This window comes from Burkholderia sp. SJZ089 (assembly GCF_007828315.1).
GTDB classification, from domain to species: domain Bacteria; phylum Pseudomonadota; class Gammaproteobacteria; order Burkholderiales; family Burkholderiaceae; genus Burkholderia; species Burkholderia gladioli.
The window spans coordinates 73,220-98,440 of record NZ_VIUM01000016.1; the positions used below are offsets into that span (position 1 = coordinate 73,220).

The following is a 25,221-nucleotide window of genomic DNA, read 5'->3' on the forward strand; positions in this document are numbered from 1 at the left end:
GTCACCCGTGACGCCGCTTCGCGACCCTCGTGAAGCGGCGCTTCTTATATCTGCGGCTCGTACATGCGGCTTGTCACTGTCGTCCTGATCGCCTTGCTGGTGTTGATTCAGTACCCGTTGTGGTGGGGGCATGGCGGCTGGCTGCGCGTGCACGAATTGCGGCAGGAGCTGGCCAAACAGACGCAGAAGAACGCCGACGAGAAGCTGCGCAACGAGCGGATCGCCGGCGAGGTGCAGGATCTGCAGAACGGCACGGCGGCGATCGAGGAACGGGCCCGCTACGAGATGGGCATGGTCAAGGACGGCGAGGTGTTCGTGCAGTTCGTCTCGCCGAATTCGCCGGCGCCGATGGTGCCGAACCAGAATTCGACCGCCTCGCTGACCAACCATGGCGATACCAGCAGCGCGCCGGTGCGCGTGGTGCCGAATCCGGTGTCGCGGGCCAAGCCCGAGCGGCATCACGGGCGCGCCGAGCATCACTGACGGGCGAGAGGCTCGCGCCGGCTGGTAGCGGCGAGGCGGCGACGGAAATGAAAAAGCGCGACCCGAAGGTCGCGCTTTTTCATTGGCGAGGCGCTCGATCGACGGCCCGAGCGGCTTACCAGCCCCATCCCCAGCCGGGGTAGCCGTAACCGACGCCGGTGCCCCAGCCGCGATTCCAGCCGCCGCCGTAATACCCGCCGTAGACGGTGACCGGCGTCGGCGCGTAGTAGGAATAGGCGCGCGCGGCGGCCTCGGCCGACATGATCTCGTTCTGCTCGCGCAGCACCTGCCGGTCGATCGCGTCGTAGCGCTGCTTTTCCGCAGGCGTGAGCGGCTGGGCCGTGGCGGTGGCCGCGCCGGGCTGGCCGTCGGGCAGGCGGCTCAGCACCGTCGAGGACGGCGGCACCGCGCAGCCGGCCAGCGTGAGCGCGACGAGGGCCGCCGGCAGCGAGCGTGACAGGGGCAGGGACTTCATGACGGCTTCTCCTTCTACCTTCTTCAAGGCACCCGCGGCGACGCGCGAGCCTCAGTGACGCTGTTCGCCGGCCGGCGCGACGCCGGCGCCGATTTCAGGCGTCACGAACAGTTGTTCGACGTCGACCGGGTCGAATTCATAACGCTCGTTGCAGTATTCGCAATGAATCTCGACATGGCCGCGTTCCTCGATCACGCTGTCCACTTCCTCGCGGCCCAGCATCCGCAGCATCCCGCCCACCTTCTCGCGCGAGCAGGTGCACTGGAAGCGCGTCGCGGCCGGTTCGAAGTGGCGAACGCTTTCCTGCCAGAACAGACGCCGAAACACCGTCTCGGGTTCCGTATCGAGCAACTCCTGCGACGAGAGCGTGCTGCCCAGCGTGCAGACGCGCTCCCAGGTATCGAGGTCGGGCTCGTTGGCGGCCGGCACGATGCCGCCGTCGCCGGGCAGCTTCTGCAGCAGCATGCCGACCGCGCGCTCGCCGTTGGCGGCCAGCCACAGCCGCGTGTCGAGCTGCTCGGAATGGTGCATGTAGTGCTCGAGCATCTGCGCGACCGACTCGATCGGGCCGTCGTGGTCGTTGAGCGGCACGATGCCCTGGTAGGGCTGCTGGCCGGGTTTCTTGTCGGCCGGGTCGAGCGTGATCACGCAGCGGCCGTGGCCGCTGGCGTTGACCAGGTCGACGAAGGACATGCCTTCACCGAGCGTGGCGGCGGTGGCGTCCGACAGCTTGGCGGTGGCGCGGATCGAGAGATCCGAGCCGCATTGCACCACCAGCATCTTGACCGGCCCGTCGCCGTAGATCTGCATGATGAGCGTGCCGTTGAACTTCAGGTTCGCGGACAGCAGCGCGCAGGCGGCCATCATCTCGCCGAGCACGTTGCGCACCGGCGCCGGGTAGTTGCGGCGCGTCAGCACCTCGCGCCAGGTGTTGCCCAGCGAGACGATCTCGCCGCGCACCGGTGCCGTGTTGAACATGAATTTCTGTAACTGGTCGCTCACTTCGGTTCCTCGATTGACGGGCAGCGGCGGCGGGGCATTCAGCCGATCCGCACCAACTGCTCCTTGAAATACGCGCGTCGCCGCGCGTAGTTGTGCGTGTTCGCGTGCATGCGCGCGATGTCTTCCTCGCTCAGCGTGCGCACCACCTTGGCCGGCGCGCCCAGGATCAGCGAGTTGTCCGGGAACACCTTGCCCTCGGTCACCACGGCGCCGGCGCCGACCAGACAGTTGCGGCCGATCACCGCCCGATTCAAGACCACCGCCTGGATCCCGATCAGCGAACCCTCGCCGATGGTGCAGCCGTGCAGCATCGCCTGGTGGCCGATCGTCACGTTCGGGGCCACCGTCAGCGGGCAGCCCGGGTCGGTGTGCAGCACCGCGCCTTCCTGCACGTTGCTGCCGGCGCCGACCACGATCGGCTCGTTGTCGCCGCGGATCGTGGCGCCGAACCAGACGCTGGCGTTCTCCTCGAGCACCACCTTGCCGATGATCGCCGCGGTATCCGCGACGAACACGCTCTCATGAATGGTCGGGGCGTCTTCGCCGAGCTTGTAGATGGTCACGCGTTGTCTCCTGGGTTCGCTGAGCCGGTGGGGCGCGTGTCGCGCGCCGGTACAATGTGCGCGGCCGCCTGGGGCCGTGGGCAGGCGTCGTGCGCGGGATCGGCATGATCTGCGCGATGCTGGCGCCTACCCGAATCCGCTATTGTAAATGCTTGCGCGAATTGACCGCGTACGCCGTGCCGAAGCCGTTTTCATGTCCGACCCGAATTTCTCCTCCGCCGCGCCGTCCGTTTCCTCTTCCACGCCCGCCCGCTGCGTGCGCGCGGCGGCGCTCGCCGCGCTGCTCGAGGCGGAGCCGGTCGCCAAGGCCGCGCAGGTGCGCGCGCTGCATGCGCAGTGGCTGGCCGGCCGCGCCGAGGTCGATCCCGAGCGCCGCTTCGCGCCGCCACCGGCCTTGCCGGGGCGGCCGGCACGCCCGGAGCTGGTCGAGCCGCGCTTGCTGCAACGCCGCTCGATGCGCTCGGAAGCCGGGCGCGCCACCTTGCTGCACGCGCTGGCCCATATCGAGTTCAACGCGATCAATCTCGCGCTGGACGCGGTCTGGCGCTTCCCGGCCATGCCCGCGGCCTTTTACGCCGACTGGCTCAAGGTGGCGGCCGAGGAGGCGTATCACTACACGCTGCTGGCCGCGCGCCTGGCGGAATTGGGGCACGCCTACGGCGATTTCCCGGCCCACGACGGGCTCTGGGAAATGTGCGAGCGCACGGCAGGCGACGTGCTCGCGCGCATGGCGCTGGTGCCGCGTACGCTGGAGGCGCGCGGGCTGGACGCCTCGCCGCCGATCCGCGCGCGCTTGATGCAGGCCGGCGACGAGGCTTCGGCCGCGATCCTCGACGTGATCCTGCGCGACGAGATCGGCCATGTGGCGATCGGCAACCGCTGGTTCCGCCATCTCTGCGCGCGGGCCGGGCTCGAACCGCATCCGGCCTACCTGCGGCTCGCCGAGCAGTACCATGCGCCGCGGCTGCGCGGGCCGTTCAACTTCGAGGCGCGCCGCGACGCCGGTTTCGACGAGCTGGAACTGGAGGCGCTGGTCGCCCAGGATCGCGACACGCCGCCCGCCGGCACGCCGGACTGAGCAAGCGCGCCCCGGGCACGGCGCATCGCGACGCAAATGTGGGCTAGAGAAGTGCCTCGACACATGCGCCGCCTCAGCACCATTGCACACATCGTCGCAGCGTCGCCGATATAATCGAACGATCATTCTTTTTTGGCGGCCGCGATGACCCAGACCCATTCCGACTCCATTTCCGAATTCGTGACCGTGCGCGGCGTGCGCCTGCACGTGCGCCGCTGGGGCCGGCCCGATGCGCCGGTGCTCTACATGCTGCATGGCTGGATGGACGTGGCCGCCTCGTTCCAGTTCGTGGTCGACGCGCTGGCCGGCGACTGGCAGGTGATCGCGCCCGATGCGCGCGGCTTCGGGCTGTCCGATTGGCCGGTGGCCGCGCAGGGCGGCGGCCATTACTGGTTCATGGACTACCTCGGCGATCTCGAGGCGCTGATCGATCACTACACGCCGGACGGCGAGGTCAACCTGGTCGGCCACAGCATGGGCGCGAACGTGGTCTGCCTGTATGCCGGCGCGCGGCCGGAGCGGGTGCGCCGCGTGGTCGACCTGGAGGGTTTCGGGCTGGCGCCGCCGCCGGCCTCGCAGGCGCCGCTGCGGCTGGCCGCCTGGCTCGACGAGTTGCGCGAGCCGCCGCTGCTCAAGCCCTATGCCTCGCTCGGCGAGGTGGCCGAGCGCCTGATGAAGACCAACCCGCGGCTCGCGCCCGAGCGCGCGCGTTTTCTCGCCAACCACTGGGCGCGCCGCGAGGACGACGGCCAGTACCACCTGCTGGCCGATCCGGCCCACAAGCAGGCCGGGCCGCTGCTGTACCGGCTCGACGAGGTGATGGCGGTCTGGTCGCGGGTGCGCGCCAAGGTGCTGCATGTCGAGGCGGTCGATTCGCCGACGCTGCGCATGCTGGCCGGCCGAATCCCGCTCGACGAATTCCGCAAGCGTTTCGCAGCCTTCCCCGACTGGCGCGAGAAGACCATCGAGGAAGCCGGGCACATGGTCCACCACGACCAGCCGGAGCAGATCGCGGCGCTGATCGAGGCCTTCTGCGCCTGACGCTGCGCGGGCCGCCCCGCGGCCGGTCCGGCCCCGCGGCGATCGTGCGGCGTTGCAGTAGAATGTCGCATGCACCCGATTCCGACGATGAACGCCGATCTGCACTGTCATTCCAACGTCTCCGACGGCGCCCTGACGCCCGCCGAGGTTGCGCAACGCGCGCACGCGGCGGGCGTCACGCTGTGGGCGCTGACCGACCACGACGAGGTCGGCGGCCAGCTCGCGGCGCGCGAGGCCGCGCAGGCGCTCGGCATGCGCTATGTCTGCGGCGTCGAGATCTCGGTGACCTGGGCTTCGCGCACGGTCCACGTGGTCGGCCTCAATGTCGATCCGGCCGCGCCGGCGCTGGTCGACGGCCTGTATCGCACCCGCAACGGCCGCGCCGCGCGCGCGCTGGAGATGGGCGAGCGGCTCGCCGAGATCGGCATCCCCGGTGCCTATGAAGGGGCGCTGCGCTACGTCTCGAACCCGGACCTCATTTCCCGCACCCATTTCGCGCGCTACCTCGTCGAGGCGGGCCATGCAGCCAGTACCTCCGAGGTGTTCGCGCGTTATCTCGGCGACGGCAAGCCCGGCTGCGTGCCGCATCGCTGGGCCAGGCTGGACGACGCGGTCGGCTGGATCCAGCAGGCCGGCGGCGAGGCCGTGATCGCCCACCCGGGCCGCTACGCCTACACGCCGGTCGAATTCGGCGCGCTGTTCAGCGAGTTCATCGATCTGGGCGGCCGCGCGATCGAGGTCGTCACGGGCAGCCACACGCCCGACCAGTACCGCGAGTACGCGGAGGTCGCCCGGCGCTACGGCTTCGAGGCGTCGCGCGGTTCCGATTTCCATGCGCCGGGCGAGAGCGTCGTCGAGCTCGGCAGCCTGCCGCCGCTGCCGCCGGACCTGAAACCGGTCTGGGAACGCTGGCTCTGACCCCCGGCCGCGCGCGGCGCGCGGCTTCCGCCCCGGCGCGCCATGCACGCGCGGGCGACGCCCACTCCCCACTGATCCCATGTCCCAGTACTTCAGGATTCACCCGGAAAATCCGCAGCCGAGGCTGGTGCGCCAGGCTGTCGAGATCGTGAAGCAGGGCGGCGTGATCGCCATGCCGACCGACTCCAGCTACGCGCTGGCCTGCCATCTCGACGACAAGACCGCGGTCGAGCGCGTGCGCAAGATCCGCGGGCTCGACGACAAGCAACTGCTGTCGCTGCTGGTGCGCGACCTGTCCGAACTGGCCAATTTCGCGATGGTCGACAACCACCAGTACCGGCTGATCAAGTCGGTCACGCCGGGGCCCTACGTGTTCGTGCTGCAGGCCACCAAGGAGGTGCCGCGCCGGCTCTCGCATCCCTCGCGCAAGACCATCGGGCTGCGCGTGCCGGATCACGCGATCACGCTGGCGGTGCTGGAGACGCTCGGCCAGCCGCTGCTCGGCACCACCCTGATCCTGCCGCCCGACAGCGATCCGCTCAACGATCCCGAGGAAATCCGCGAACGCCTGGAAAAGCAGGTGGACCTGGTGATCGACGGCGGCGCCTGCCCGCGCGAGCCCTCGACCATCGTCGACCTGACCGGCGACGCGCCGGTGCTGGTGCGCGCCGGCCGCGGCTCGCTCGAACCCTTCGGACTGAGCGCCGAGGCCTGAGCGGCCGCTCGTCATCGACTGTCATGATTGCCGGCCGCCGGTTTGTCCGTCGGCCATTTCCCGCTTGTTACAATACCGCGCCATGGACAATCTGATTCAGACCATCGTCGTCTACGCCCTGCCGGTGATCTTCGCGATCACCCTGCACGAGGCCGCGCACGGCTACGCCGCGCGCCTGCTCGGCGACAACACCGCCTACGCGCTCGGCCGCGTGTCGTTCAACCCGATGCGCCACATCGATCCGATCGGCACCATCGTGATGCCGCTGGTGCTGTACTTCCTGACCAGCGGCGCCTTCCTGTTCGGGTATGCCAAGCCCGTGCCGGTCGCGTTCCGCAACCTGCGCAATCCGCGCTGGGGCAGCCTGTGGGTGTCGGCGGCGGGGCCGGCCTGCAACTTCGTGCAGGCGCTGGTCTGGGGCTTCGTGTCGATCGGCCTGGCGGCCGCCTCGGTCGACGAGCCCTTCTTCACGCGCATGGCCGCGGCCGGCGTCGGCGTCAACCTGGTGCTGGGCGTGCTGAACCTGTTTCCCCTGCCGCCGCTCGATGGCGGGCGCGTGCTCACGGCGCTGCTGCCGCCCAAGCAGTCGATCGCGCTGTCGAAGATCGAGCCTTACGGTTTCATCATCGTCCTGCTGCTGATCATGACGGGCCTGCTGACGAAGTTCTGGCTGCGGCCGGGCGTCGGCATCGGCTACAGCATCGTGACGGCCATCCTGACTCCCTTTGCCTCGCTTTTCTAAAACACAATCATGTTCCCCGATCGTATCTTTTCCGGCATGCGTCCCACCGGGTCGCTCCACCTCGGCCATTACCATGGCGTGCTGAAGAACTGGGCGAAGCTGCAATCCGAATACCCGTGCTTCTTCTGCGTGGTCGACTGGCATGCGCTGACCACCCACTACGAAACGCCCGAGGTGATCGAGAAGAACGTCTGGGAAGTGCTGATCGACTGGATCGCGGCCGGCATCGATCCGGCCCAGGCCACGCTGTTCATCCAGAGCAAGGTGCCGGAGCACGCCGAGCTGGCGTTGCTGCTGGGCATGAGCACGCCGCTGGGCTGGCTCGAACGCGTGCCGACCTACAAGGAGCAGATCGAGAAGCTCAAGGACAAGGATCTCTCGACCTACGGCTTCCTCGGCTACCCGGTGCTGATGGCCGCCGACATCCTGCTGTACCGCGGCTCGCTGGTGCCGGTCGGCGAGGACCAGGTGCCCCACGTCGAGATGACCCGCGAGATCGCGCGCCGCTTCAACTACCTGTACGGCCGCGAGGCCGATTTCGAGGAGAAGGCGCTGGAGGCGGCCAAGAAGCTCGGCGGCAAGCGCGCCAAGCTCTATCGCGAACTGCGCAACGCCTACCAGCAGGAAGGCGACGACGAGGCGCTCGAGCAGGCGCGCGCGATGTTGCAGGAATCGCAGAGCCTGTCGATGAGCGATCGCGAGCGGCTGTTCGGCTACCTGGAAGGCGCGCGCAAGATCATCCTGGTCGAGCCGCAGGCGCTGCTGACCGAAGCCTCGCGCATGCCGGGCCTGGACGGCGGCAAGATGTCGAAGTCCTACGGCAATACCATCGGCCTGCGCGAGGATGCCGAGACCATCACCAAGAAGGTCCGCACCATGCCGACCGATCCGGCGCGCGTGCGCCGCACCGATCCGGGCGACCCGGAAAAGTGCCCGGTCTGGCAGTTCCACCTGGTCTATTCGGACGAACCCACGCGCGAGTGGGTGCAGAAGGGCTGCAAGTCGGCCGGCATCGGCTGCCTGGACTGCAAGCAGCCGGTGGTCGAGGGCATCCTGCGCGAACAGCAGCCGATGCTCGAGCGCGCGCAGAAGTACATGGACGACCCGTCGCTGCTGCGCGCGATCGTCGCCGACGGTTGCGACAAGGCACGCAAGCACGCGGTCGAGACCATGCGCGACGTGCGTGACGCGATGGGCCTGTCGTACAACTGAGCGGCGCGCGGCGATGACCACGATTCCAGTCCACGGTGACGCGAGCAGCGCGAGCGGCATGAGCGAGGCAAGCGCCTCGCCGGCCGAGCGGCCGAGCGCGGCGCCGTCTCGCTGGGTGGCCGGCTGGTCGCACCTGGTGCCCGCCGGCGGCGCGGTGCTCGACGTGGCGGCCGGCAACGGCCGCCACGCGCGCTGGTTCGCCTCGCGCGGGCACCCGGTGCTCGCGCTCGATCGCGATCCCGAGGCGCTGGCCGCGCTCGGCGCCCTGGCGGGCGTCGAGTCACGCGCCGCCGACATCGAGGGCGCGCCCTGGCCGCTGGCCGACACGGCGCGCTTCGCGGCGGTGGTCGTCACGCATTATCTGCATCGCCCGTTGCTGCCGAGGCTGGTCGCCTCGGTCGCGCCGGGCGGCGTGCTGCTCTACGAAACCTTCGCGCGCGGCAACGAAACGCTCGGCAAACCGTCCAATCCCGCATTCCTGCTGACGCCGGGCGAACTGCTCGACACCGTGCGCGGCGAGTTGCGCGTGATCGCGTTCGAGGACGGTTTCGTCGACGGCACACGGCCCGCCTTCGTGCAGAGAATCTGCGCGGTGCGCGAGCAGGGGGAGGGATTCCCGCGTTACGGACTGACCGGGTAATCCGCTACAATCGACGTTTATTGGGTTTACTTTCATTGCGTTTCATGGCTAACGGCACTCAAGACGGTATTCAATTCAGCGGCAGCATGCCCGCGATCGTGACCCCGATGCTCGAAGACGGCAGCCTCGATCTGCCGGCCTTCCGCAAGCTGGTCGACTGGCATATCGAAGAAGGGACGGATGCGCTCGTGGTGGTCGGCACCAGCGGCGAATCGGCCACCTTGTCAGTCGACGAGCACGTGCTCACGATCAAGACGGCGGTCGAGCACGCGGCCAAGCGCATCCCGATCATCGCGGGCGCGGGCGGCAATTCCACGGCCGAGGCGATCGAGCTGACGCGCCAGGCCAAATCGGTCGGCGCCGACGCCACCCTGCAGGTCGTGCCGTATTACAACAAGCCGACCCAGGAAGGCATCTACCGCCACTTCCTCGCGATCGCCGAGGCGGTCGAGCTGCCGGTGATCCTCTACAACGTGCCCGGCCGCACCGTCGCGGACATGGCCAACGAGACCATCCTGCGCTGCGCGCAGGTGCCGGGCATCGTCGGCGTGAAGGACGCGACCGGCAACATCGATCGGGCCGCGCAGCTGATCAAGGCCGCGCCGCAAGGCTTCGGCATCTACAGCGGCGACGATCCCACCGCGATCGCGCTGATGCTGCTGGGCGGCCACGGCAATATCTCGGTGACCGCCAACGTCGCGCCGCGCGCGATGAGCGAGCTGTGCCGCGCGGCGATCGCCGGCGACGCGAAGACGGCGCGCGAGATCCACATGAAGCTGCTGTCGCTGCACAAGCACCTGTTCGCCGAGGCGAACCCGATTCCGGTGAAGTGGGCGCTGCAGGAAATGGGCAAGATTCGCGGCGGCATTCGCCTGCCGCTGACGGCGCTCGACGAGCGCTATCACGATGTCGTGCGCGGCGCGCTGCGCGAAGCCGGCATCGCTTGACCGACACGAACGGCCGCGCTCGCGGCCGTTCGCGCTTTCCGACCCATCCCGATTTCACCCGGCCCGCCGGTATCGCGCGTGACCCGCGTTTAGCAAGACGAAGGATTTCATGAAACATTTCGCCTTTTCCTCCCGCGCACTCCAAGCGTCCGTGGTGGCGCTCGCGCTCGGCGCGCTGGCCGGTTGCGACACGCTGAACGACTACCTCGCACCGGACCGGGTCAACTACAAGTCGACCGGCTCGGCGCCGCCGCTGGCGGTGCCCAAGGACCTGACCTCGGTGCCGGTCAATCCCTCGTACATCGCGCCGCCGACCAACGCCGGCCTGGGCTCGGCGCCGCAGCGCGCGCTCACGCCGGCCGGCAACGCGACCGAAGGCCAGCCGAGCGCGCAGGATCCCTACGGCATGCACGTCGAGCGCGACGGCGACCGCCGCTGGCTGGTGGTCGATGGGCGCACGCCCGAGCAGCTCTGGCCGCAGTTGAAGGATTTCTGGACCGACAACGGCTTCGCGCTCAAGACCGATGCGCCGACCACCGGCATCCTCACCACCGACTGGGCCGAGAACCGCGCCAACATCCCCGACGACTGGTTCCGCAACACCATCGGCCGCGTGATCGACTTCGCCTACTCGTCGGGCACGCGCGACAGCTTCCGCACGCTCGTCACGCGCGGCGCCGACGGCTCGACCGACATTTCCATCACGCACAGCGCGATGGAGGAAGTGCTGACGGGCCCGCAGGGCGGTGATTCCTCGCGTTGGGTCGAGCGTCCGCGCAACCCGGTGCTGGAGGCCGTGTTCCTGGCCAAGCTGATGGAGAAGTTCGGCCTGACCGAAGCCCAGGCCAAGCAACTGTTGACCGACGCGCGGCCCGCCACTGCGGCGGCCAAGGTAGTCGACACGAGCTCGGGCGCGCCCACCCTGGATCTGTCCGAATCCTTCGACCGCGCCTGGCTGCGCGTGGGCCTCGCGCTCGACCGCACCAACTTCGCGGTCGACAACCGCGATCGCCAGAAGGGCGTCTACACGGTGCGCTACGCGAATTCCTCGGAGGAGCTCAAGCGCGAAGGCCTGTTCGGCAAGCTGTTCTACGGCGGCGCGACGGCCGCCAAGCCGGGCAAGGAATTCTTCGTCAGCGTGCGCGCCAACGGCGATGCGAAGACCCAGGTCGCGGTGGTCGACGCGAACGGCCAGGCCGACACCTCGACCGATGCGCAGCGCATCATCACGCTGCTGCACACGCAGCTGAACTGAGGCCGTGCGCTTCACGAGCCTCGGCAGCGGCAGCGAGGGCAATGCGCTGGTCGTCGAGGCCTCGTCGGGCACCACGACCACGCGCGTGCTGCTCGACTGCGGTTTCTCCGCGAAGGAACTCGACCGGCGCCTCACGCGCGTTGGGCTCGGCTCCGGCGAGCTCGACGCGATCCTCATCACCCACGAGCACAGCGACCATATCGGCAGCGCGCTGACGGTCGCCAGGCGCTTCGGCATCCCGTTGTTCATGAGCTGGGGCACCGCGAAGGCGGTCGGCGCCGACAGCGCCGCGGTCGACCTGCACGTGCTGTGGGGCGACGAAACCACGCCGATCGGCGATCTCCAGATCCTTCCCTACACGGTCCCGCACGATGCGCGGGAGCCACTGCAATTCGTGTTTTCCGATGGCGCCGCGCGGCTCGGCGTGCTGACCGATGCGGGCATGTCGACGCCGCATCTGTGCGGCGTGCTGAGCGGCTGCGACGCGCTGGTGCTGGAGGCGAACCACGATGCCGAGATGCTGGCCAAGGGCCGTTATCCGGCCTCGTTGAAGGCACGCATCGGCGGCTCGCTCGGGCACCTCAGCAATGCCGCGGCGGCCGACATCCTGGCCTCGCTCGACCGGGGCCGCCTGCGGCACCTGGTGGCCGCGCATCTGAGCCAGGAGAACAACCAGCCCGAGCTGGCGCGGGCCGCCCTGGCGGCGGTGCTGGGCTGCGCGCAGGAGGAGGTGGGGGTGGCTTCGCAGGACGACGGCTTCGACTGGCTGAGCCTGAGCTAGGCGCAATCTCGTCGACTCGTCCCGGCCTGCGTACTAGGCCTGCGTATCGAGGGAGAACGCGACGCAGAAAATGCAGGCGAAAAAAAACCGGCCCCAGGGCCGGTTTTTCGTATCAGCGTGAGCTGATCCCAGCTTACTGGCTCGCGCCCGAAGCCGGAGCAGCGGCCGATGCGCCAGCGTCCGAAGCCGGAGCGGCAGCAGCCGATGCAGCGTCGCTCGCAGCAGCAGCCGTGCTCGATGCAGCGTCCGAAGCAGCCGCGGCAGCCGACGAAGCAGCCGAAGCGGCTGCCGATGCGTCGCTAGCAGCCGACGAAGCAGCTTGGTCCGAGCTCTTGTTGCAAGCAGCGAGTGCAACGGCGGCCAACAGCGAAGCTACGAGGAGGGATTTCTTCATGATCACGTCCTTTTATGGTTAAAGGTAAGCAACAGCGCGAAACAATACCGGTAATGTGCTCCAACACCGACCTGGGCCGCTGTGGAGATGCACTGCCAGAGCGTGAATCTTCCCTACGGCTTGGGCGGAAATTATATGCACTTTCCTATCGACCGTCGACAAATGCGGGGTCAATACGTTGTCTTTCCCATACAAGTTTGGCCTGTATGAGCGTCCTGCCAGGATAAGCCGACTGCAGCTCACCCCAGCCTGATCCAGCCCGCACAATACCACTCGTGAAGCAAAGCTGTCATGAGGGGGTGCCGGGAGTGTGTTACAAAGCGTTTCGCCTCCAGATAGCGTCGATCGGCCAGTTCCGACAGCCATTTCGAGCTGCCCGAGAGCGGATTTTCTTCGCCATTGATGAAGTACGAGCGCGCGTTATACATCAATGCCGCTTTCCTGTCGAGACGAATCCCGCGAAGGCTTGCCTGTGCGACGAAATCGTCCTCGTCGAGGGGATCGTCCGGGGCGTCGAACACCACGTTCGATTTCGGTTCGCTCAGGTAGCTGCCGAGGAAGGCCTCGATGTCGCGCGGGCTCCAGCGAATGCCGTTCAGGATGGTCGCCACGCGTTCGACCAGGGCCTCGGGCAGCTCGGCGGGGCGCGTCACGGCGGGCTGCTTCGGGTCGCGATACAGCTCGCCCGCGCGCGGGCTCTGTCGCAGCGCACCACGCTCGGCCAGATAGTAGAGGAACTGCCCCGTCAGTTCGCCCGCCGACGGCGCGCGAAAGCCGATCGAGCAGGTCATGCATTCGCCCTCGGCGATGCCGTCGTGCGCGATGTGCGGCGGCAGGTAGAGCATGTCGCCCGGCTCCAGCACCCATTCCTCGGTCGGCTCGAAATGCTGGAGCACCTTCAGCGGCAGATCCTCGCGCAGCGTCAGGTCCTTCTGCGCGCCGATGCGCCAGCGGCGCTTGCCATGCACCTGCAGCAGGAATACATCGTACGAATCGAAGTGCGGGCCGACGCCGCCGCCATCGGTTGCGTACGAGATCATCAGGTCGTCCAGGCGCGCGTCGGGGATGAAGCGGAAGCGCTCGAGCAGGGCGCGCGCGGCATCGTCGTGCAGGTCCACGCCTTGCACCAGCAGGGTCCACTCGCGCTTGCTCACGGGCGGCAGCGCGCCGTCCTCGAAGGGCCCCTGTTCCAGTTGCCATCTGTTACGAAAATGCGTGATCAGACGCGATTCCGTATCGTAGTCGGCAGCCAGTTCGAACAGCGCGTCGCGCGACAGCGGCGGCACGATATCGGGGATCGCCTGGCGGATCAGCAGCGGCTTTTTCTGCCAGTGGCGGCGCATGAATTGCGACGGCGTCAACTGGCCGAGCAGCGGGGTGGGCGTATCGGGGTGGGGGGCGCCGGATTCGTTCTGGATCGGGGCTCGCGCGCGGTTTGCCGGTTCGGCTTCGGACCGTTGGGACATCGTATAATGCGGCTGGAAATTTGGAGATTTGGATGAAAATCGCAAAAAACACCGTCGTCTCGGTGACTTACAAGCTGTCGGATACGGAAGGCAATCTGATCGAGGAAAGCGACGAGCCGATGATCTATCTGCACGGCGGCTATGATGGCACGTTCCCCAAGATCGAGGAACAGCTCGACGGTCAGGAAACGGGTTACGAAGCGCAGATCCAGCTCGAGCCGCAGGACGCGTTCGGCGATTACGATCCCGAGCTGGTGAAGATCGAGCCGCGCGACCGTTTCCCCGAGCCGCTCGAAGTCGGCATGCAGTTCGAAGGCACGCCGGAAGACGGCGACGAGGAAGTCGATTCGCTGATCTACACGGTCACCGACATCGCCGAGGACAAGGTCGTGCTCGACGGCAATCATCCGCTGGCCGGCATGGCGCTGCGTTTCGCGCTGACCGTCAAGGACGTGCGCGCCGCCACCGAGGACGAGATCGAGCACGAGCACGCGCATGGCGCCGAAGGGCTCGAGATCGTCGACGAGGATGAGGACGACGAGGACGGCGAGGAGCCGACCCAGGGTCGCACGCTGCACTGATCGATGGAAGAACGGCCGGCATTTGCCAGCCGTTTTGCTTTTGCGCCGCCGGCTTGATTGCTGCCGGCGGCCGCCGGTTTCGCTCAGTAGCCGCCGTCGGGCATCGAGGCGGGCTGGCCGTCAGGCGCCGACGCCGGCGGCAGGATGGGCGGATTGCCCGTCGAGGCCGGTTGCGGCGGCAAGCCGCTCGAGGCTGGATCGGGCAATTCCGGCAAGGCCGGGATCTCCGGCATCTGGGGCAAGGGCGTGTCGTCATGCGACGCGGCCGGCAGGGCGGGCGGCACCGGCAGGTTGCTCGGCACCTCCTGCAATCCCACTCCGAACATCGGCCGTCCGGCCGGATTCACCGTGACCCTGACCCATTGCACCAGCCGCTCGCGCGGCGCGATCGCGATGCGCGTCAGGTTCGCCACCCGATCTCCTTTCTCGTCATGCAGCGGCTGGTCGATACGAAAGCCGGCGCGCAGCGCTTCGTCGCCGGCGTGGATCACCAGGATCGTGCCGCGGAAGGTTTGCGCCGCCTTCACCAGCGCGCGCTTGAACTCCAGGAAGCCGTCGCGCGCGCGAGCGCGCCCGAAGCGCAGCCAGGCGAAGCGTTCGCGCTCGTAATGCTCGAACTGCGGATCGGCTTCGATGACGATGACCAGCGCGCGCGCGTTGCGGCGCTTGGCGGTTTCGGCGGCGTGATCGATCCAGAACGCGCTGGCGATCGCGCGATCCTCGAATTCGCCATTGCGCCCGCCGGCCGTCAGGTAGCGATTGTTCGGCGAAGGCGCGTTGAGCGCCACGAATACCACGTCGCCCTGGGTCCAGCGGATGTTCTCGCGAAATGGCCTGAAGCGTGCCACCTCGCTTTCGCGCGTGAGCGGCAGGGGCGTCTGGCCGAAGGATTCGGAATCGGCGAGGAAGGTCTGGCGCAGGTAGTCGAGGCGCTCGACCGCGTCGTAGCCGCCGTTTTCCTTCAGCGCGCAGGCGGCCCAGTCGGCCTGGCCCGGCACGTAGAACACGGGCACGCGCGAGGCCTTGAACAGCGCGATGCGCGTGTCGTAGATGCCGTCGCGGCAGGCCTCGTGCGCGCCCTTCAGGTTGCCGTCGTAGATCGCGAAGGCGACCGAGCGATCGCGCGAGATGGCATCGAGCAGGCGTGCCGCGGCCGGTTCGTCGGCCGGGCTGTTGATCGCGCCGCTCAGTACCGCGAAGGCGTAGCCGCGCCCGGCCACGCGCGCCGTTGCCGAGGCGGCGGGCGCGGCAGCGGTGGTGGTGGTCAGCGTGGCCAGCAGCAGCGCGGCCGCGGCCATCGCGACGGCGATGCCGAAACGTGGCGCGGGCGCGCCACGCGGGTTCGCCAGCGGCGGCGGATCAGTGCGCCAGGTCATCGTCCGCCTGCCGGGCGGCGAGGGTTTGCAGTTCGTAGAGCAGGTCGAGTGCCTCGCGCGGCTTGAGGTTGTCCGGGTCGATCTCGCGCAGGCGCACGAGTGCCGGATGCGGCGCGGCCGGTGCTGCCGGTTCGCGTGCCTCGGGCAGGTCGAAATCGGGCTCGTCGTCGTAGGCGGGCGGCGGCGCGGCGAACAGGTCGAGCTGCGGTGTCGGCTGGCCGGCGGATTGCTGTTCGAGGTGCGCGAGATGCTTGCGCGCGGCGCGGATCACGGCGGGCGGCACGCCGGCGAGCTGCGCGACCTGCAGGCCGTAGCTCTGGTTGGCCGGGCCGTCGTTGACGGCGTGCAGGAACACGATGCCGTGGCCGTGCTCGACCGCCGACAGGTGGACGTTGGCCGCGTGCGGGAATTCCACCGGCAACTGCGTCAGCTCGAAGTAGTGCGTGGCGAACAGCGTGTAGCAGCCGTTGTTCGAGAGCAGGTGACGCGCGATCGCCCAGGCCAGCGCGAGGCCGTCGAAGGTCGAGGTGCCGCGGCCGATCTCGTCCATCAGCACCAGGCTTTGCGGCGTCGCGTCGTTGAGGATCGCGGCGGCCTCGGTCATCTCGACCATGAAGGTCGAACGGCCGCCGGCCAGGTCGTCGGCGGCGCCGATGCGCGTGAAGATCCGGTCGATCGGGCCGAAGCAGGCTGACTTCGCCGGCACGTAGCTGCCGACGTAGGCCATCAGCGCGATCAGCGCGGTCTGCCGCATGAAGGTCGACTTACCGCCCATGTTCGGGCCGGTGATCAGCAGCAGCTTGCGCTCGTTGCCGAGCCGGCAGTCGTTGGCGATGAACTGCTCGACCTGCGCCTCGACCACCGGATGGCGGCCCTGTTCGATCTCGATGCCGACCTCGTCGGAGAAGCGCGGCGCCACCCAGTCCAGCGCGCGGGCGCGTTCGGCGAAGGCGCAGAGCAGGTCCAGCTCGGCCAGCGCTCCGGCCACGCGCTGGCATTCCTCGATATGCGGCAGCAGCGACTGCAGCAGCGCGTCGTAGAGCGCGCGCTCGCGCGAGAGCGCGCGCTCCTGCGCCGATAGCGCCTTGTCCTCGAAGGTCTTCAGCTCGGGCGTGATGTAGCGCTCGGCGTTCTTGAGGGTCTGGCGGCGGCGGTAGTCGTCGGGGACCTTGTCGGTCTGGCCGCGCGTGACCTCGATATAGAAGCCATGCACCTTGTTGTATTCGACGCGCAGGTTCGCGATGCCGGTGCGCGCGCGTTCGCGTGCTTCCAGGTCGATCAGGAACTGGCCGCAGTTCTCGGAGATGTCGCGCAGCTCGTCGAGTTCGGCGTCGTAGCCGCGCGCGATCACGCCGCCGTCGCGCACCATCGCGGCCGGCTCGGGGGCGACCGCGCGCGTGAGCAGGTCGGCGCAGCCGGCCGGCGGTTCCAGCGCGGCTTCCAGGCGCGCGAGCGCGCTCGCTTGCTGGGCGATCGGCGTGATGCGCGCGCGCAGCTCGGGCAGCGAAGTGAAGGTGTCGCGCAGGCTGGAGAGGTCGCGCGGGCGCGCCGACAGCAGGGCCAGGCGCCCGGTGATGCGCTCCACGTCGGCGACCTGGCGCAGCGCGCCGCGCAGGCTGTCGAGGCTGGCGTCGCCCGCTGCCTCGAGCAGGGCGCCGATCGCTTGCTGGCGTGCCTGCGCGGCCACCGAGGCGCGCGGCGGATGGTGCAGCCAGTGGCGCAGCAGGCGGCTGCCCATGGTGGTGCCGCAGGTGTCGAGCAGCGAGTAGAGCGTCGGCGATTCGGTGCCGCGCAGGGTTTCGGTCAGTTCGAGGTTGCGGCGCGTGGCTGGATCGAGGCCGATGTATTCGGATTCCGTCTCGACCTTCAGGCTGCGCACGTGGCGCAGCTGCTGGCCCTGCGTGGAGGCGGCATACAGCAGCAGGGCGCCGGCCGAGCCGCAGGCGCTGGTCAGCGAGTGCGCGCCGAAGCCTTCGAGGCTGGCGACGTCGAGCTGGCTGCACAGGCGCTGGGTGCCCGAGGCGATGTCGAAGTGCCAGGCCGGCACGCGCGTGACCGCGCCGGCGCCGACCGGCACGGCCTCGATAGCCGCGTCGGCGGCGAGGATTTCGGCCGGGCGGATCCGCTCGAGCGCCGCGCCCAGTTCGTCGGGCGCGATTTCCGCGAGCCGCAACGCGCCGCTGGCGAGGTTGAGCCAGGCGAGGCCCACGTTGGTGAGCACGCCGCGCTTGTTGTGGCCCAGGCTCAGCGCGAGCAGGTAGACGTCGGCCTTGTCGGAGAGCAGGGCGGCGTCCGTCAGCGTGCCCGGCGTGACCACGCGCACCACCTTGCGCTCGACCGGGCCCTTCGAGGTGGCGGGGTCGCCGATCTGCTCGCAAATCGCCACCGATTCGCCGAATTTCACCAGCTTCGCCAGGTATTGCTCGACCGCGTGATGCGGCACGCCGGCCATCTTGATCGGGTTGCCGCCCGAGGCGCCGCGCTGCGTCAGGGTCAGGTCGAGAAGACGCGAGGCTTTTTCGGCGTCGTCGTAGAACAACTCGTAGAAGTCACCCATCCGGTAGAAGACGAGCGTATCCGGATGTTCGCTCTTGATGCGCAGGTACTGCTGCATCATGGGCGTGTGGTTGGTCGTGACGTCGGTGGATTGCGTGCTCATTTGGCCGGGAGAAGTTGCTTTAGCGAGGGAGTTTACCAGTGGGCTGGGGAAGGGGCGCGGAGTTGGCCGTTTGGCCGGGTGGCGGGGGGGAGTGAGAGAGCTGGCGGGCTGACCGTGCTGCTTCGAGGCGGCGGCTACGTCGGGGCTGGAAATGCGTAACCGGCGCATGTCGACGAGTCGCCCGAAGATGTGCCGGCGGGCGGATCTGTCGGTGGAAAAGACGATCGCGCTGAAAGGGTTCAAGGAAGGGGTGGATGGGGAGTTTCTGATCGAGGCGGTCGAACACACATTCGCCTCGCGGGGCTGGATCACGGTGGTGACATTGAACGGAGGGAACAAGGGCAAGGCGAAGGTCGGGCACAAGAAGAAGTCGGGCAAGAAGATCGATCTGGTGGTGCCGGCGCCGACGTAACGCGCCACGCGAGAACGATGCAGGCCGCTCACGGGCAACCGGAGCGGCCTTTCTTTTTTCAACGGGGGTGGGATGGGTGACGAGAAGCAGGAGGGGCTGGCGGTACAGATCGCCACGCTCACGCAGCAGATGCGATCGGTCGCGGCGAGCGTGGAGGACATCAAGCGATCGGTGCAGCCGTTCGCGGATCTCGATCGCGGATTCGCCGAGATGCGCGTGCGGGCGGAATCGGTGCGCGAGGACGTCGGGCTGCTGTGGGCGCGATCGCAGGCCGAGGAGCGTGCGCGCCTCGACCAAGCCGGCGATATCGCCGAGGTGGACCGGAAGGTCGACGCGATGAGGAACCGGGCAACGGGCGCGGTCTGGGTGCTCGGCATCGGTCTCGGGGCGGTGCAAGCCTTCGTCGTCGGCTCGATCGTCTGGGTATTCACGCACGTCAACGAGGCGGACGTGCTTAATCGACTGCAACAGCAGCGTATCGAAACGCTGGAACTGGCCATTGGCCGAGGGGGAAAGCCATGAATGTCACGGCGAAGATCGACGCGCTGATCGGGCGCGAAGGCGGTTTCTCGAACGATCCGAACGATCGCGGGAACTGGTATCTCGGGAAGCTGGAGGGGACGATGTGGGGCGTGACGGCCGCCGAGGCGCGGGCGAACGGCTACCTCGGTGTGATGAAGGACATGCCGCGCGCGACGGCCGTCGCCATCTACGCGTCGCGTTACTGGTCGCGGCCGAAGTTCGACCAGATCGACGCGATCTCGACGACGCTGGCCGAGAAGCTGTTCGATATCGGCGTGAATGCCGGGCCGGCCACCGGGGTGAAGTTCATGCAGCGGGCGCTCAACGTGCTGAACCAGGGCGGCAAGGCGTTCCCGGACATCGCGGCGGATGGCGGGATTGGCCCGATGACCCTCGCGGCGCTGAAGGCGTTCCTGCAGCAGCGGGGGGCGGACGGGCATCGCGTGCTGTACGGCATGATCGCCGCGCAGCAGTCAGTGTTCTACATCGAGCTGGCCGAGCGCCGCCCGGAAAACGAGGCGTTCGAGTATGGCTGGCAACTCAACCGTGCGCTGGGGGTGTAAGCATGCTCGACATTCTGAAAACGGTGGCGCCCTGGCTCGTTACGGCATTGACGGGTGGCGTGCCGGGCGTGGCGGCCATGGCCGCCTCGGCGATCGCTGACCGGCTCGGCCTGGGCGATGGCACGGTCGAGGCGGTGACGTCGGCCCTGTCCGGCCAGTCGATCACGCCCGAGCAGCTACTCACGCTGAAGCAGGCCGACGCAGACTTCGAATTGAAGATGCGGCAGGCGGGCTTCGCGCATGCGGAGAATCTGGCCGGGATCCAAGTGCAGGCCGACAAGATCGCGGCCGACGATCGCGCGAGCGCCCGGCAGTATGCGGCGTCCGAGCACGATCACACGGCTCGCAACCTGGCCTACATGTACACGGTCGCGCTCTTCGTGGTGATCGGGCTGGAGTTCTATCTGGCGATCGGCGAGATCCGGATGCCCGATGTCGTGAAAAGCACGCTCGACACGCTACTCGGCGTGCTGATCACGATGGTGATCGGCTCGAAGGAGTATTTCTTCGGATCGTCGTCACGGGCGGATAAGCAGACGGCGGAGATCACGCGGTTCGCGGTCTCGCCGGACATTACCGTCAGTGCAGGCGTGGCGCGAGGAGGGGAGGCAGACAAGTCACTTTGATCGCGCGCAAGCGCTGAAGAAGAACAGGGCGGCCGGTTGACGTGCTGTAACACGTCGACCAGCCGCCTTTCCACTGTGTATGCCAGTGAATTAGCCAAGGCCCTGTTACCTACCGGTAGGCGGGCCGGATTCTACACCAAGTTTAAAAAAGGCTTTCACAATGGCGGAACCCATCATTCCCTGGCTCGGCGGCAAGCGTCGTCTTGCAGACATCCTGATTCCCCGTTTCCCTGCGCATGAGTGCTACGTCGAGGTGTTCGCGGGCGGGGCAGCGTTGTACTTCCTTCGGCCGCCGGCCAAGGTCGAGGTGATCAACGACATCAATGGGGAATTGATCAACCTGTATCGGGTGGTGCAGCACCATCTGGAGGAGTTTGTACGGCAGTTCAAATGGGCGCTGACGAGCCGTCAGGTGTTCGAATGGCTCAAGCAGACGGTCCCGGAAAGTCTCACCGATATCCAGCGTGCGGCGAGGTTTTACTACCTGCAGAAAAGTTGCTTTGGCGGCAAGCTGGAGGGGCAGACGTTTGGCACGAGGACAGCCGCCCCGCCGAGCTTGAACCTGATCCGGCTGGAAGAGGATCTATCGGCGGCGCATCTGCGGCTTTCCGGTGCGTATATCGAGCGTCTGGATTGGGCCGAGTGCATCGATCGATACGATCGCCCGCATACGCTGTTCTACTTGGATCCGCCGTATCTCGACACGGCCGGCTACGGCGTTGCGTTTCCGTTCGAGCAATACGAGAGGATGGCCGAGCGCTTGCGGACGCTCAAGGGCCGGGCGATCGTGAGCCTGAATGATCACCCTGAGATCCGGCGGGTGTTCGATGGATTCCACATCGAGACGGTGCCGATCCAGTACACGGTTGGCCTGGAGACCGCGAGCCGCCATGAGGTGATCATTTCGAGCTGGGATGTCGGCGCCGAGCCGACAGGGTTGTTCTAAGGCGTGGCGCGAGCGGGGCGGCCCGCTCGCGCGATGTCATTACGCCTGGGCTCGACGGGTTCGAGCGCGGCCGATTGCGACGTTTGCGATCCAGACAAGCAGGCCGCAAACGATGATTGACGCGATCAGTATCGCCAGCATGCCGAGCGTCGGTAGGTCGTCAGGGTTCGCGAATTCTTCGCGGCCGGTTATGTGCAGTAGCACGCGCAGCGCGTGATCCATCCACTCGGGCATGTTTCCGGCTCGGCTGATGATGAATGTCCCGAGCACCCACCCGCCGGCCAGCGTGACAACGACGTTCAGCGCGATCAGTCCGATCTTCTTCATTTCACGTCAACCGTTCCGTATGCCTTGAACGTCGATCCCGGGACCGGCAGGTCGGCGCCATTCTTCCGGAGATATTCGGCGAGGCGATCGAATGTCGTCGGGTTCGTGACGGTAATGCAGCCTTCGCTTAGGCGAAGCTGCCCCATCGGATGCAGCCGAAACTGGCCGCGTTTGACGTTTCCGACGTAAGTCGAATCTCCCGTGGAGGCGTTCCACAACATGAACCATTTTGTATGGTCGGTGGTGCCAATGCCATATTTACCAATTGCATCATGAAACCATCCCAAGCGTCCGCCTGACTGACGATCAACGATGTAGTAGGTTCCTTTGGGGATAGGCCCGACCCCTTCGATGCCAGTGGCATTGGGGTTGTCTCGACCGCTCTTGGTGCCTGAGAAAGCCGAAACCATCCCGAACCCAGGGCAGTTCAGAGTCGATGTGGTCTTTCCGTTTAAATCAAATGTGCAGCGTATCGGCATCGTTATTCCTTCTTCTGGGCCTCGGGTCCGCGAAGTGTACACGGCGTCGAGACCCCACCGGCCTCGCAAAATCTACAGGTGCCGTGCTCTTCCTCAGTATCGGTTACGGTCGAGTTCTGCCTCTAAAGCGCCGTAGCAGCCTCACGCTGGGCGAGGCTGGCGCCTCTTCTTGCGCTGCGCGCTAGCTTGGCGAATTTCCGAAGATTTTGGCGCAAGCGAACTGCCCCCAGAACTAGGCGCTGTTCGAGGGTTAGGCGTCTTGCGTTTGCTGACTTTTGCATTGCTCCTGCACGCATCTCCAGATGCTAGGCTAATCCGTTAGATAACTGTCGTTCATTTCGGGATGGGCAACGAAACGCTTAGTCTGAAAGTAAAGCAGACCTACTTCCTTCGGTGCCGCGTCTAGCATATCAAGTATTTTATTAATCCGGGTACATTGCTCGGCATTGACATAGAAGCGATGGTCTTCTAGCCAGTTTCGAGGGTCATGGAAATTATCGAGAGTTGCCGCTTCAAGTGCGGCAACCTGATGCTCGATCCTTGAGCGACTGACCAAGCGTCGGATTTGAGGGATTATATCGACCGTGCGGTCATCTGAAACAACAATCGCCAGCCTGCGAAACTCGCCCGTCTGAACATAGCGTATCCCTGAGTTGTAGCGAGAGCCCCGCGAGGGGGTGCATTGATCGGTAGCCTCGCCATCGAGAATGATACCGACAGCGTGACATATCCCATCGGGGGCAAGCAGCATCGTACCGTCGATGCCGCTGAAACTGCGAAGCAATGATTCTGTCAGTCGGGTTGGCTCAATTCGAGTTCCTTGTTTGCCAAGCCGATAAGCTTCACTCAAAGCATCTTCCGCAACGACAATCATACTGCCGTGTTCTTGATGTATCTGAACCGTCATAAGGTTCCAGAGATGCAATCCATCTTCCTGCGAGGCTTTTGGAAAGAGCCTGGCATAGTTGGCGAGGAAAGCAATCTTGTCGAAGGGTTCCTGAGGGAGTCTAGGTACGCCGTAGTGGCTGCGGAAAAGTATCTGATCTCCGCATCGCAACTCCCAATGGTAGTGATCAATGAAGGCTGCCGTAAATGCGTCTTGCGACTCGTATGCGTTGTGCGAATCCTTCAATTTCCCGAGGCCGTAGATTTGTCGGCTGTCGGCGATGATCCCAACGCCTGTGGTGGCCATCTGTAGAACTTTCCGAACCCATCTTGGCTCACGGAACGACACGGGGTCGGAAAATCTGGCGAGGAATTCGACACATTCGTTCTCAGGATTGACCAGGATAAGGTTGCCGACACCCTTTACTCCCTCGTACATCAGCGAGGAGACAAGGTTCAGCGAGTCAAAAAGACTGGTATGAAAGTACTGGCGTTCGATCGAAAGCCCTGGTGTATGCAGAAAGCCCTGCGCTCCCACGCGTACGACCTCCTCGGCGCTCCTCATGCTGCGATGCGTAAAGCGACCAGGATCCGGGTTATGCAATTCTTCCGTCGCTTCGTGAAGGACAGCGTGGATGGCCGCATGGATCAAGCTGCGATATCCATATCCTTGTTGCCGGCCTTCCACCGGTCTGTCCGGCAAGGGCGGGAATTGCACGAATGTGGCGTTGGGAATCTGCACGACAGGGGCGATGTAGTATTCGTTGACGCGCCTGACTTCGCCGCAAAACGACGTCACGTCGTGTGCGGTATCAAACACCTTGAGCGCCTCGCGAACCGAAATTCGCACGGAGTCGCGACGGATCCATTCCGGCTTGTCACGCATGCTGGCTGCGTCACCGTAAAAAATGTTCTGAAGGTCATGGTTTTTAAAGGTCGACTCCACGGAATCGAGCAGACCGTTGAATAGGCTCAGCGGCCACTGCCCATCCTCCGGCTCCACGCAGACCGGATTCCGACTCCCGCTTCCGGGATTGCGGGCACCGACGAGAAGCACCTCAGCCTCCGCCGGCGCTCCAAGGAGCTTCAGCACCTCGCGCGCTAGAGATCGAATGCGGATCCGGTAGCTGCTCTGGTATCCCCACATGAAAAGGTTAATGGTGCGGCCAGCCATTGTGGCTCCTGAATTTGTTGACAATGCTGCTCTTGCAACGGATTGTTTAGCGACGATTTGCTTCACCAGGCATTCCAGTGCCTGATGGCGGTGCTGATAAATGTATCAGCGTCTGCAGAGTTCCATGAGGTGGGTGTGCCGTTTCGGAGCAAGTAGTACTGCTCATTGGCACAGACCAGTGTACTCTTGTCCGTGCCCTGCTGAATCCAATTGATGGCGTTCACGAATGAGTCTGCGTAACTGGAACCGAAGAGCTCATTGGGCACGTTGTAAAGCAGCCCCTCCAGATAGTACGATGGCGCGATGCCGGACTGCAATTCACCGTTGTCAATAAGACTGCTTCGAAGATTTTTTAAGATTCGTATCGTGGGCTTGAGCCACCCGTTGCAACCCTGGTGTTTGCGGGTCAGGTTCTCGGAATGCTGCGTGGGGTAATTTGCAATGAGTTTGCCGGCTCCGTTGAAGAAGCAGATGCCCTCGACATATTGCGTATCGTAAATGCTCCTGAATTTCCAGTACCGACGAAACTGCATGGCGGCAATTACGTCGGCTTTCCGCCGACTGCCATTCGCCGCTACGGTAATGGCCTTGTCGCCAACTATGACGTCAGATCCAAATCGACCAGTAAGCACCTTGACGACATCTTTCTTGTACTGGTCATACGCATAGGTTGCGGGAGTCAGCGCGCGCTCATACTCAGTTCGATCTTCTGGCGATAGCAATGTCAGGTCGCTGTAGTAGACGTCGTCAAGCCGTATGACCACATCGACGTCGCTTTCCGAGTAGATGTTCGTATCGTTTCCATAGGAGCCTTGCAGGAAGACATGAAAATTCCTTCCGTAATAAGCCGAATTGGCGCTCTCTAGGACATCTTTTATAGTCCGATATGTTGAAGCAGATTGCGCAATAGATCCCTGGTGAGACCAGGTTTCGAGCTGAGATTCAGGTATTCCCATCCT

The 25,221-nt window shown here is 65.7% G+C and carries 27 protein-coding genes; 17 read left to right on the forward strand and 10 right to left on the reverse strand.

The annotated features are described in order from the left end of the window. Nucleotides 1-63 precede the first annotated feature (63 nt). On the forward strand, nt 64-483 hold the full coding sequence (ftsB, locus tag FB600_RS26670; RefSeq protein ID WP_096748503.1) for a cell division protein FtsB: 420 nt from the start codon (nt 64-66) through the stop codon (nt 481-483). 115 nt (nt 484-598) lie between these two features. On the opposite strand, the gene FB600_RS26675 is transcribed toward ftsB, so the two are convergent. The 3 genes from FB600_RS26675 to FB600_RS26685 are packed head-to-tail and all read right to left on the reverse strand — an operon-like array spanning nt 599 to nt 2,523. Then, nucleotides 599-958: a hypothetical protein gene (locus tag FB600_RS26675; RefSeq protein ID WP_036032199.1), complete on the reverse strand. Its 360-nt coding sequence runs from the start codon at nt 956-958 to the stop codon at nt 599-601. Nucleotides 959-1,009: 51 nt separating this feature from the next. After that, a complete protein-coding gene (hslO, locus tag FB600_RS26680; protein WP_017919660.1) occupies nt 1,010-1,960 on the reverse strand; it encodes an Hsp33 family molecular chaperone HslO in 951 nt (316 codons plus the stop codon). 38 nt (nt 1,961-1,998) lie between these two features. After that, nucleotides 1,999-2,523, reverse strand: a complete 525-nt coding sequence (locus FB600_RS26685) for a gamma carbonic anhydrase family protein (RefSeq protein ID WP_096748504.1) — start codon at nt 2,521-2,523, stop codon at nt 1,999-2,001. Between the two features lie 193 nt (nt 2,524-2,716). Here FB600_RS26685 and FB600_RS26690 point away from each other — a divergent pair, with 193 nt between their 5' ends. The 10 genes from FB600_RS26690 (at nt 2,717) to FB600_RS26735 (ending at nt 11,852) form a co-directional block, all read left to right on the forward strand. Beyond that, on the forward strand, nt 2,717-3,601 hold the full coding sequence (locus FB600_RS26690; RefSeq protein WP_145757658.1) for a ferritin-like domain-containing protein: 885 nt from the start codon (nt 2,717-2,719) through the stop codon (nt 3,599-3,601). A 144-nt stretch (nt 3,602-3,745) separates the two neighbouring features. After that, nucleotides 3,746-4,642 (forward strand): alpha/beta fold hydrolase, encoded by an 897-nt coding sequence (locus tag FB600_RS26695; RefSeq protein ID WP_044274432.1) that lies wholly within the window; start codon nt 3,746-3,748, stop codon nt 4,640-4,642. Between the two features lie 87 nt (nt 4,643-4,729). After that, the gene (locus FB600_RS26700) at nt 4,730-5,560 is read left to right on the forward strand and encodes a 3',5'-nucleoside bisphosphate phosphatase (protein ID WP_096750547.1); all 831 of its coding nucleotides are present in this window, start codon (nt 4,730-4,732) and stop codon (nt 5,558-5,560) included. A gap of 79 nt (nt 5,561-5,639) precedes the next feature. After that, nucleotides 5,640-6,275 (forward strand): L-threonylcarbamoyladenylate synthase, encoded by a 636-nt coding sequence (locus FB600_RS26705; protein ID WP_013698709.1) that lies wholly within the window; start codon nt 5,640-5,642, stop codon nt 6,273-6,275. An 82-nt stretch (nt 6,276-6,357) separates the two neighbouring features. After that, nucleotides 6,358-7,017, forward strand: a complete 660-nt coding sequence (locus FB600_RS26710) for a site-2 protease family protein (RefSeq protein WP_096748507.1) — start codon at nt 6,358-6,360, stop codon at nt 7,015-7,017. 9 nt (nt 7,018-7,026) lie between these two features. Further along, nucleotides 7,027-8,229, forward strand: coding sequence for a tryptophan--tRNA ligase (locus FB600_RS26715; protein WP_013698707.1), 1,203 nt, complete (start codon nt 7,027-7,029; stop codon nt 8,227-8,229). Nucleotides 8,230-8,287: 58 nt separating this feature from the next. Continuing rightward, complete coding sequence (locus tag FB600_RS26720) at nt 8,288-8,869, forward strand: class I SAM-dependent methyltransferase (protein WP_096748508.1); 582 nt, start codon at nt 8,288-8,290, stop codon at nt 8,867-8,869. A 44-nt stretch (nt 8,870-8,913) separates the two neighbouring features. Next, a complete protein-coding gene (gene dapA, locus FB600_RS26725; RefSeq protein WP_025099054.1) occupies nt 8,914-9,816 on the forward strand; it encodes a 4-hydroxy-tetrahydrodipicolinate synthase in 903 nt (300 codons plus the stop codon). 109 nt (nt 9,817-9,925) lie between these two features. Further along, the gene (gene bamC, locus FB600_RS26730) at nt 9,926-11,071 is read left to right on the forward strand and encodes an outer membrane protein assembly factor BamC (RefSeq protein WP_096748509.1); all 1,146 of its coding nucleotides are present in this window, start codon (nt 9,926-9,928) and stop codon (nt 11,069-11,071) included. A gap of 4 nt (nt 11,072-11,075) precedes the next feature. Then, nucleotides 11,076-11,852, forward strand: coding sequence for an MBL fold metallo-hydrolase (locus FB600_RS26735; protein WP_060002348.1), 777 nt, complete (start codon nt 11,076-11,078; stop codon nt 11,850-11,852). A gap of 633 nt (nt 11,853-12,485) precedes the next feature. Here the strand turns inward: FB600_RS26735 and FB600_RS26750 are convergent. Next, nucleotides 12,486-13,712, reverse strand: a complete 1,227-nt coding sequence (locus FB600_RS26750) for a cupin domain-containing protein (RefSeq protein WP_172877198.1) — start codon at nt 13,710-13,712, stop codon at nt 12,486-12,488. Nucleotides 13,713-13,744: 32 nt separating this feature from the next. On the opposite strand from FB600_RS26750, the gene FB600_RS26755 reads away from it, so the two are divergent. Then, complete coding sequence (locus tag FB600_RS26755; RefSeq protein WP_013698701.1) at nt 13,745-14,293, forward strand: peptidylprolyl isomerase; 549 nt, start codon at nt 13,745-13,747, stop codon at nt 14,291-14,293. An 83-nt stretch (nt 14,294-14,376) separates the two neighbouring features. On the opposite strand, the gene FB600_RS26760 is transcribed toward FB600_RS26755, so the two are convergent. Both FB600_RS26760 and mutS read right to left on the reverse strand, forming a co-directional pair. Beyond that, nucleotides 14,377-15,642 carry a hypothetical protein gene (locus FB600_RS26760; protein WP_374941973.1) on the reverse strand — a complete coding sequence of 422 codons (1,266 nt, stop codon included), beginning with the start codon at nt 15,640-15,642 and terminating at the stop codon, nt 14,377-14,379. 10 nt (nt 15,643-15,652) lie between these two features. Then, entirely contained in the window at nt 15,653-18,328 is a 2,676-nt protein-coding gene (gene mutS / locus FB600_RS26765; RefSeq protein WP_145757659.1) for a DNA mismatch repair protein MutS, read from the reverse strand. Nucleotides 18,329-18,539: 211 nt separating this feature from the next. Between mutS and FB600_RS26770 the strand changes: the two genes are divergently transcribed. From FB600_RS26770 to FB600_RS26790, 5 genes are all read left to right on the forward strand, one after another. Continuing rightward, a complete protein-coding gene (locus FB600_RS26770) occupies nt 18,540-18,740 on the forward strand; it encodes a hypothetical protein (protein WP_244125076.1) in 201 nt (66 codons plus the stop codon). 72 nt (nt 18,741-18,812) lie between these two features. After that, nucleotides 18,813-19,262, forward strand: coding sequence for a hypothetical protein (locus FB600_RS26775; RefSeq protein ID WP_017918170.1), 450 nt, complete (start codon nt 18,813-18,815; stop codon nt 19,260-19,262). Continuing rightward, on the forward strand, nt 19,259-19,825 hold the full coding sequence (locus FB600_RS26780; RefSeq protein WP_145757660.1) for a glycoside hydrolase family 108 protein: 567 nt from the start codon (nt 19,259-19,261) through the stop codon (nt 19,823-19,825). The genes FB600_RS26775 and FB600_RS26780 overlap by 4 nt, the downstream gene beginning before the upstream one ends. Before the next feature lie 2 nt (nt 19,826-19,827). Then, nucleotides 19,828-20,451 (forward strand): hypothetical protein, encoded by a 624-nt coding sequence (locus FB600_RS26785; RefSeq protein WP_145757661.1) that lies wholly within the window; start codon nt 19,828-19,830, stop codon nt 20,449-20,451. Nucleotides 20,452-20,611: 160 nt separating this feature from the next. Next, nucleotides 20,612-21,397 carry a DNA adenine methylase gene (locus FB600_RS26790; protein WP_145757662.1) on the forward strand — a complete coding sequence of 262 codons (786 nt, stop codon included), beginning with the start codon at nt 20,612-20,614 and terminating at the stop codon, nt 21,395-21,397. 39 nt (nt 21,398-21,436) lie between these two features. Here the strand turns inward: FB600_RS26790 and FB600_RS26795 are convergent, their stop codons facing one another. The 4 genes from FB600_RS26795 to FB600_RS26810 form a co-directional block, all read right to left on the reverse strand. Beyond that, complete coding sequence (locus FB600_RS26795; RefSeq protein ID WP_145757663.1) at nt 21,437-21,724, reverse strand: hypothetical protein; 288 nt, start codon at nt 21,722-21,724, stop codon at nt 21,437-21,439. After that, entirely contained in the window at nt 21,721-22,203 is a 483-nt protein-coding gene (locus tag FB600_RS26800) for a DUF2778 domain-containing protein (protein ID WP_145757664.1), read from the reverse strand. The genes FB600_RS26795 and FB600_RS26800 overlap by 4 nt, the downstream gene beginning before the upstream one ends. A gap of 310 nt (nt 22,204-22,513) precedes the next feature. After that, nucleotides 22,514-24,328 (reverse strand): hypothetical protein, encoded by a 1,815-nt coding sequence (locus FB600_RS26805; protein WP_261383470.1) that lies wholly within the window; start codon nt 24,326-24,328, stop codon nt 22,514-22,516. Further along, on the reverse strand, nt 24,325-25,218 hold the full coding sequence (locus tag FB600_RS26810; protein ID WP_145757665.1) for a nucleotidyltransferase: 894 nt from the start codon (nt 25,216-25,218) through the stop codon (nt 24,325-24,327). The genes FB600_RS26805 and FB600_RS26810 overlap by 4 nt, the downstream gene beginning before the upstream one ends. Nucleotides 25,219-25,221 lie beyond the last annotated feature (3 nt).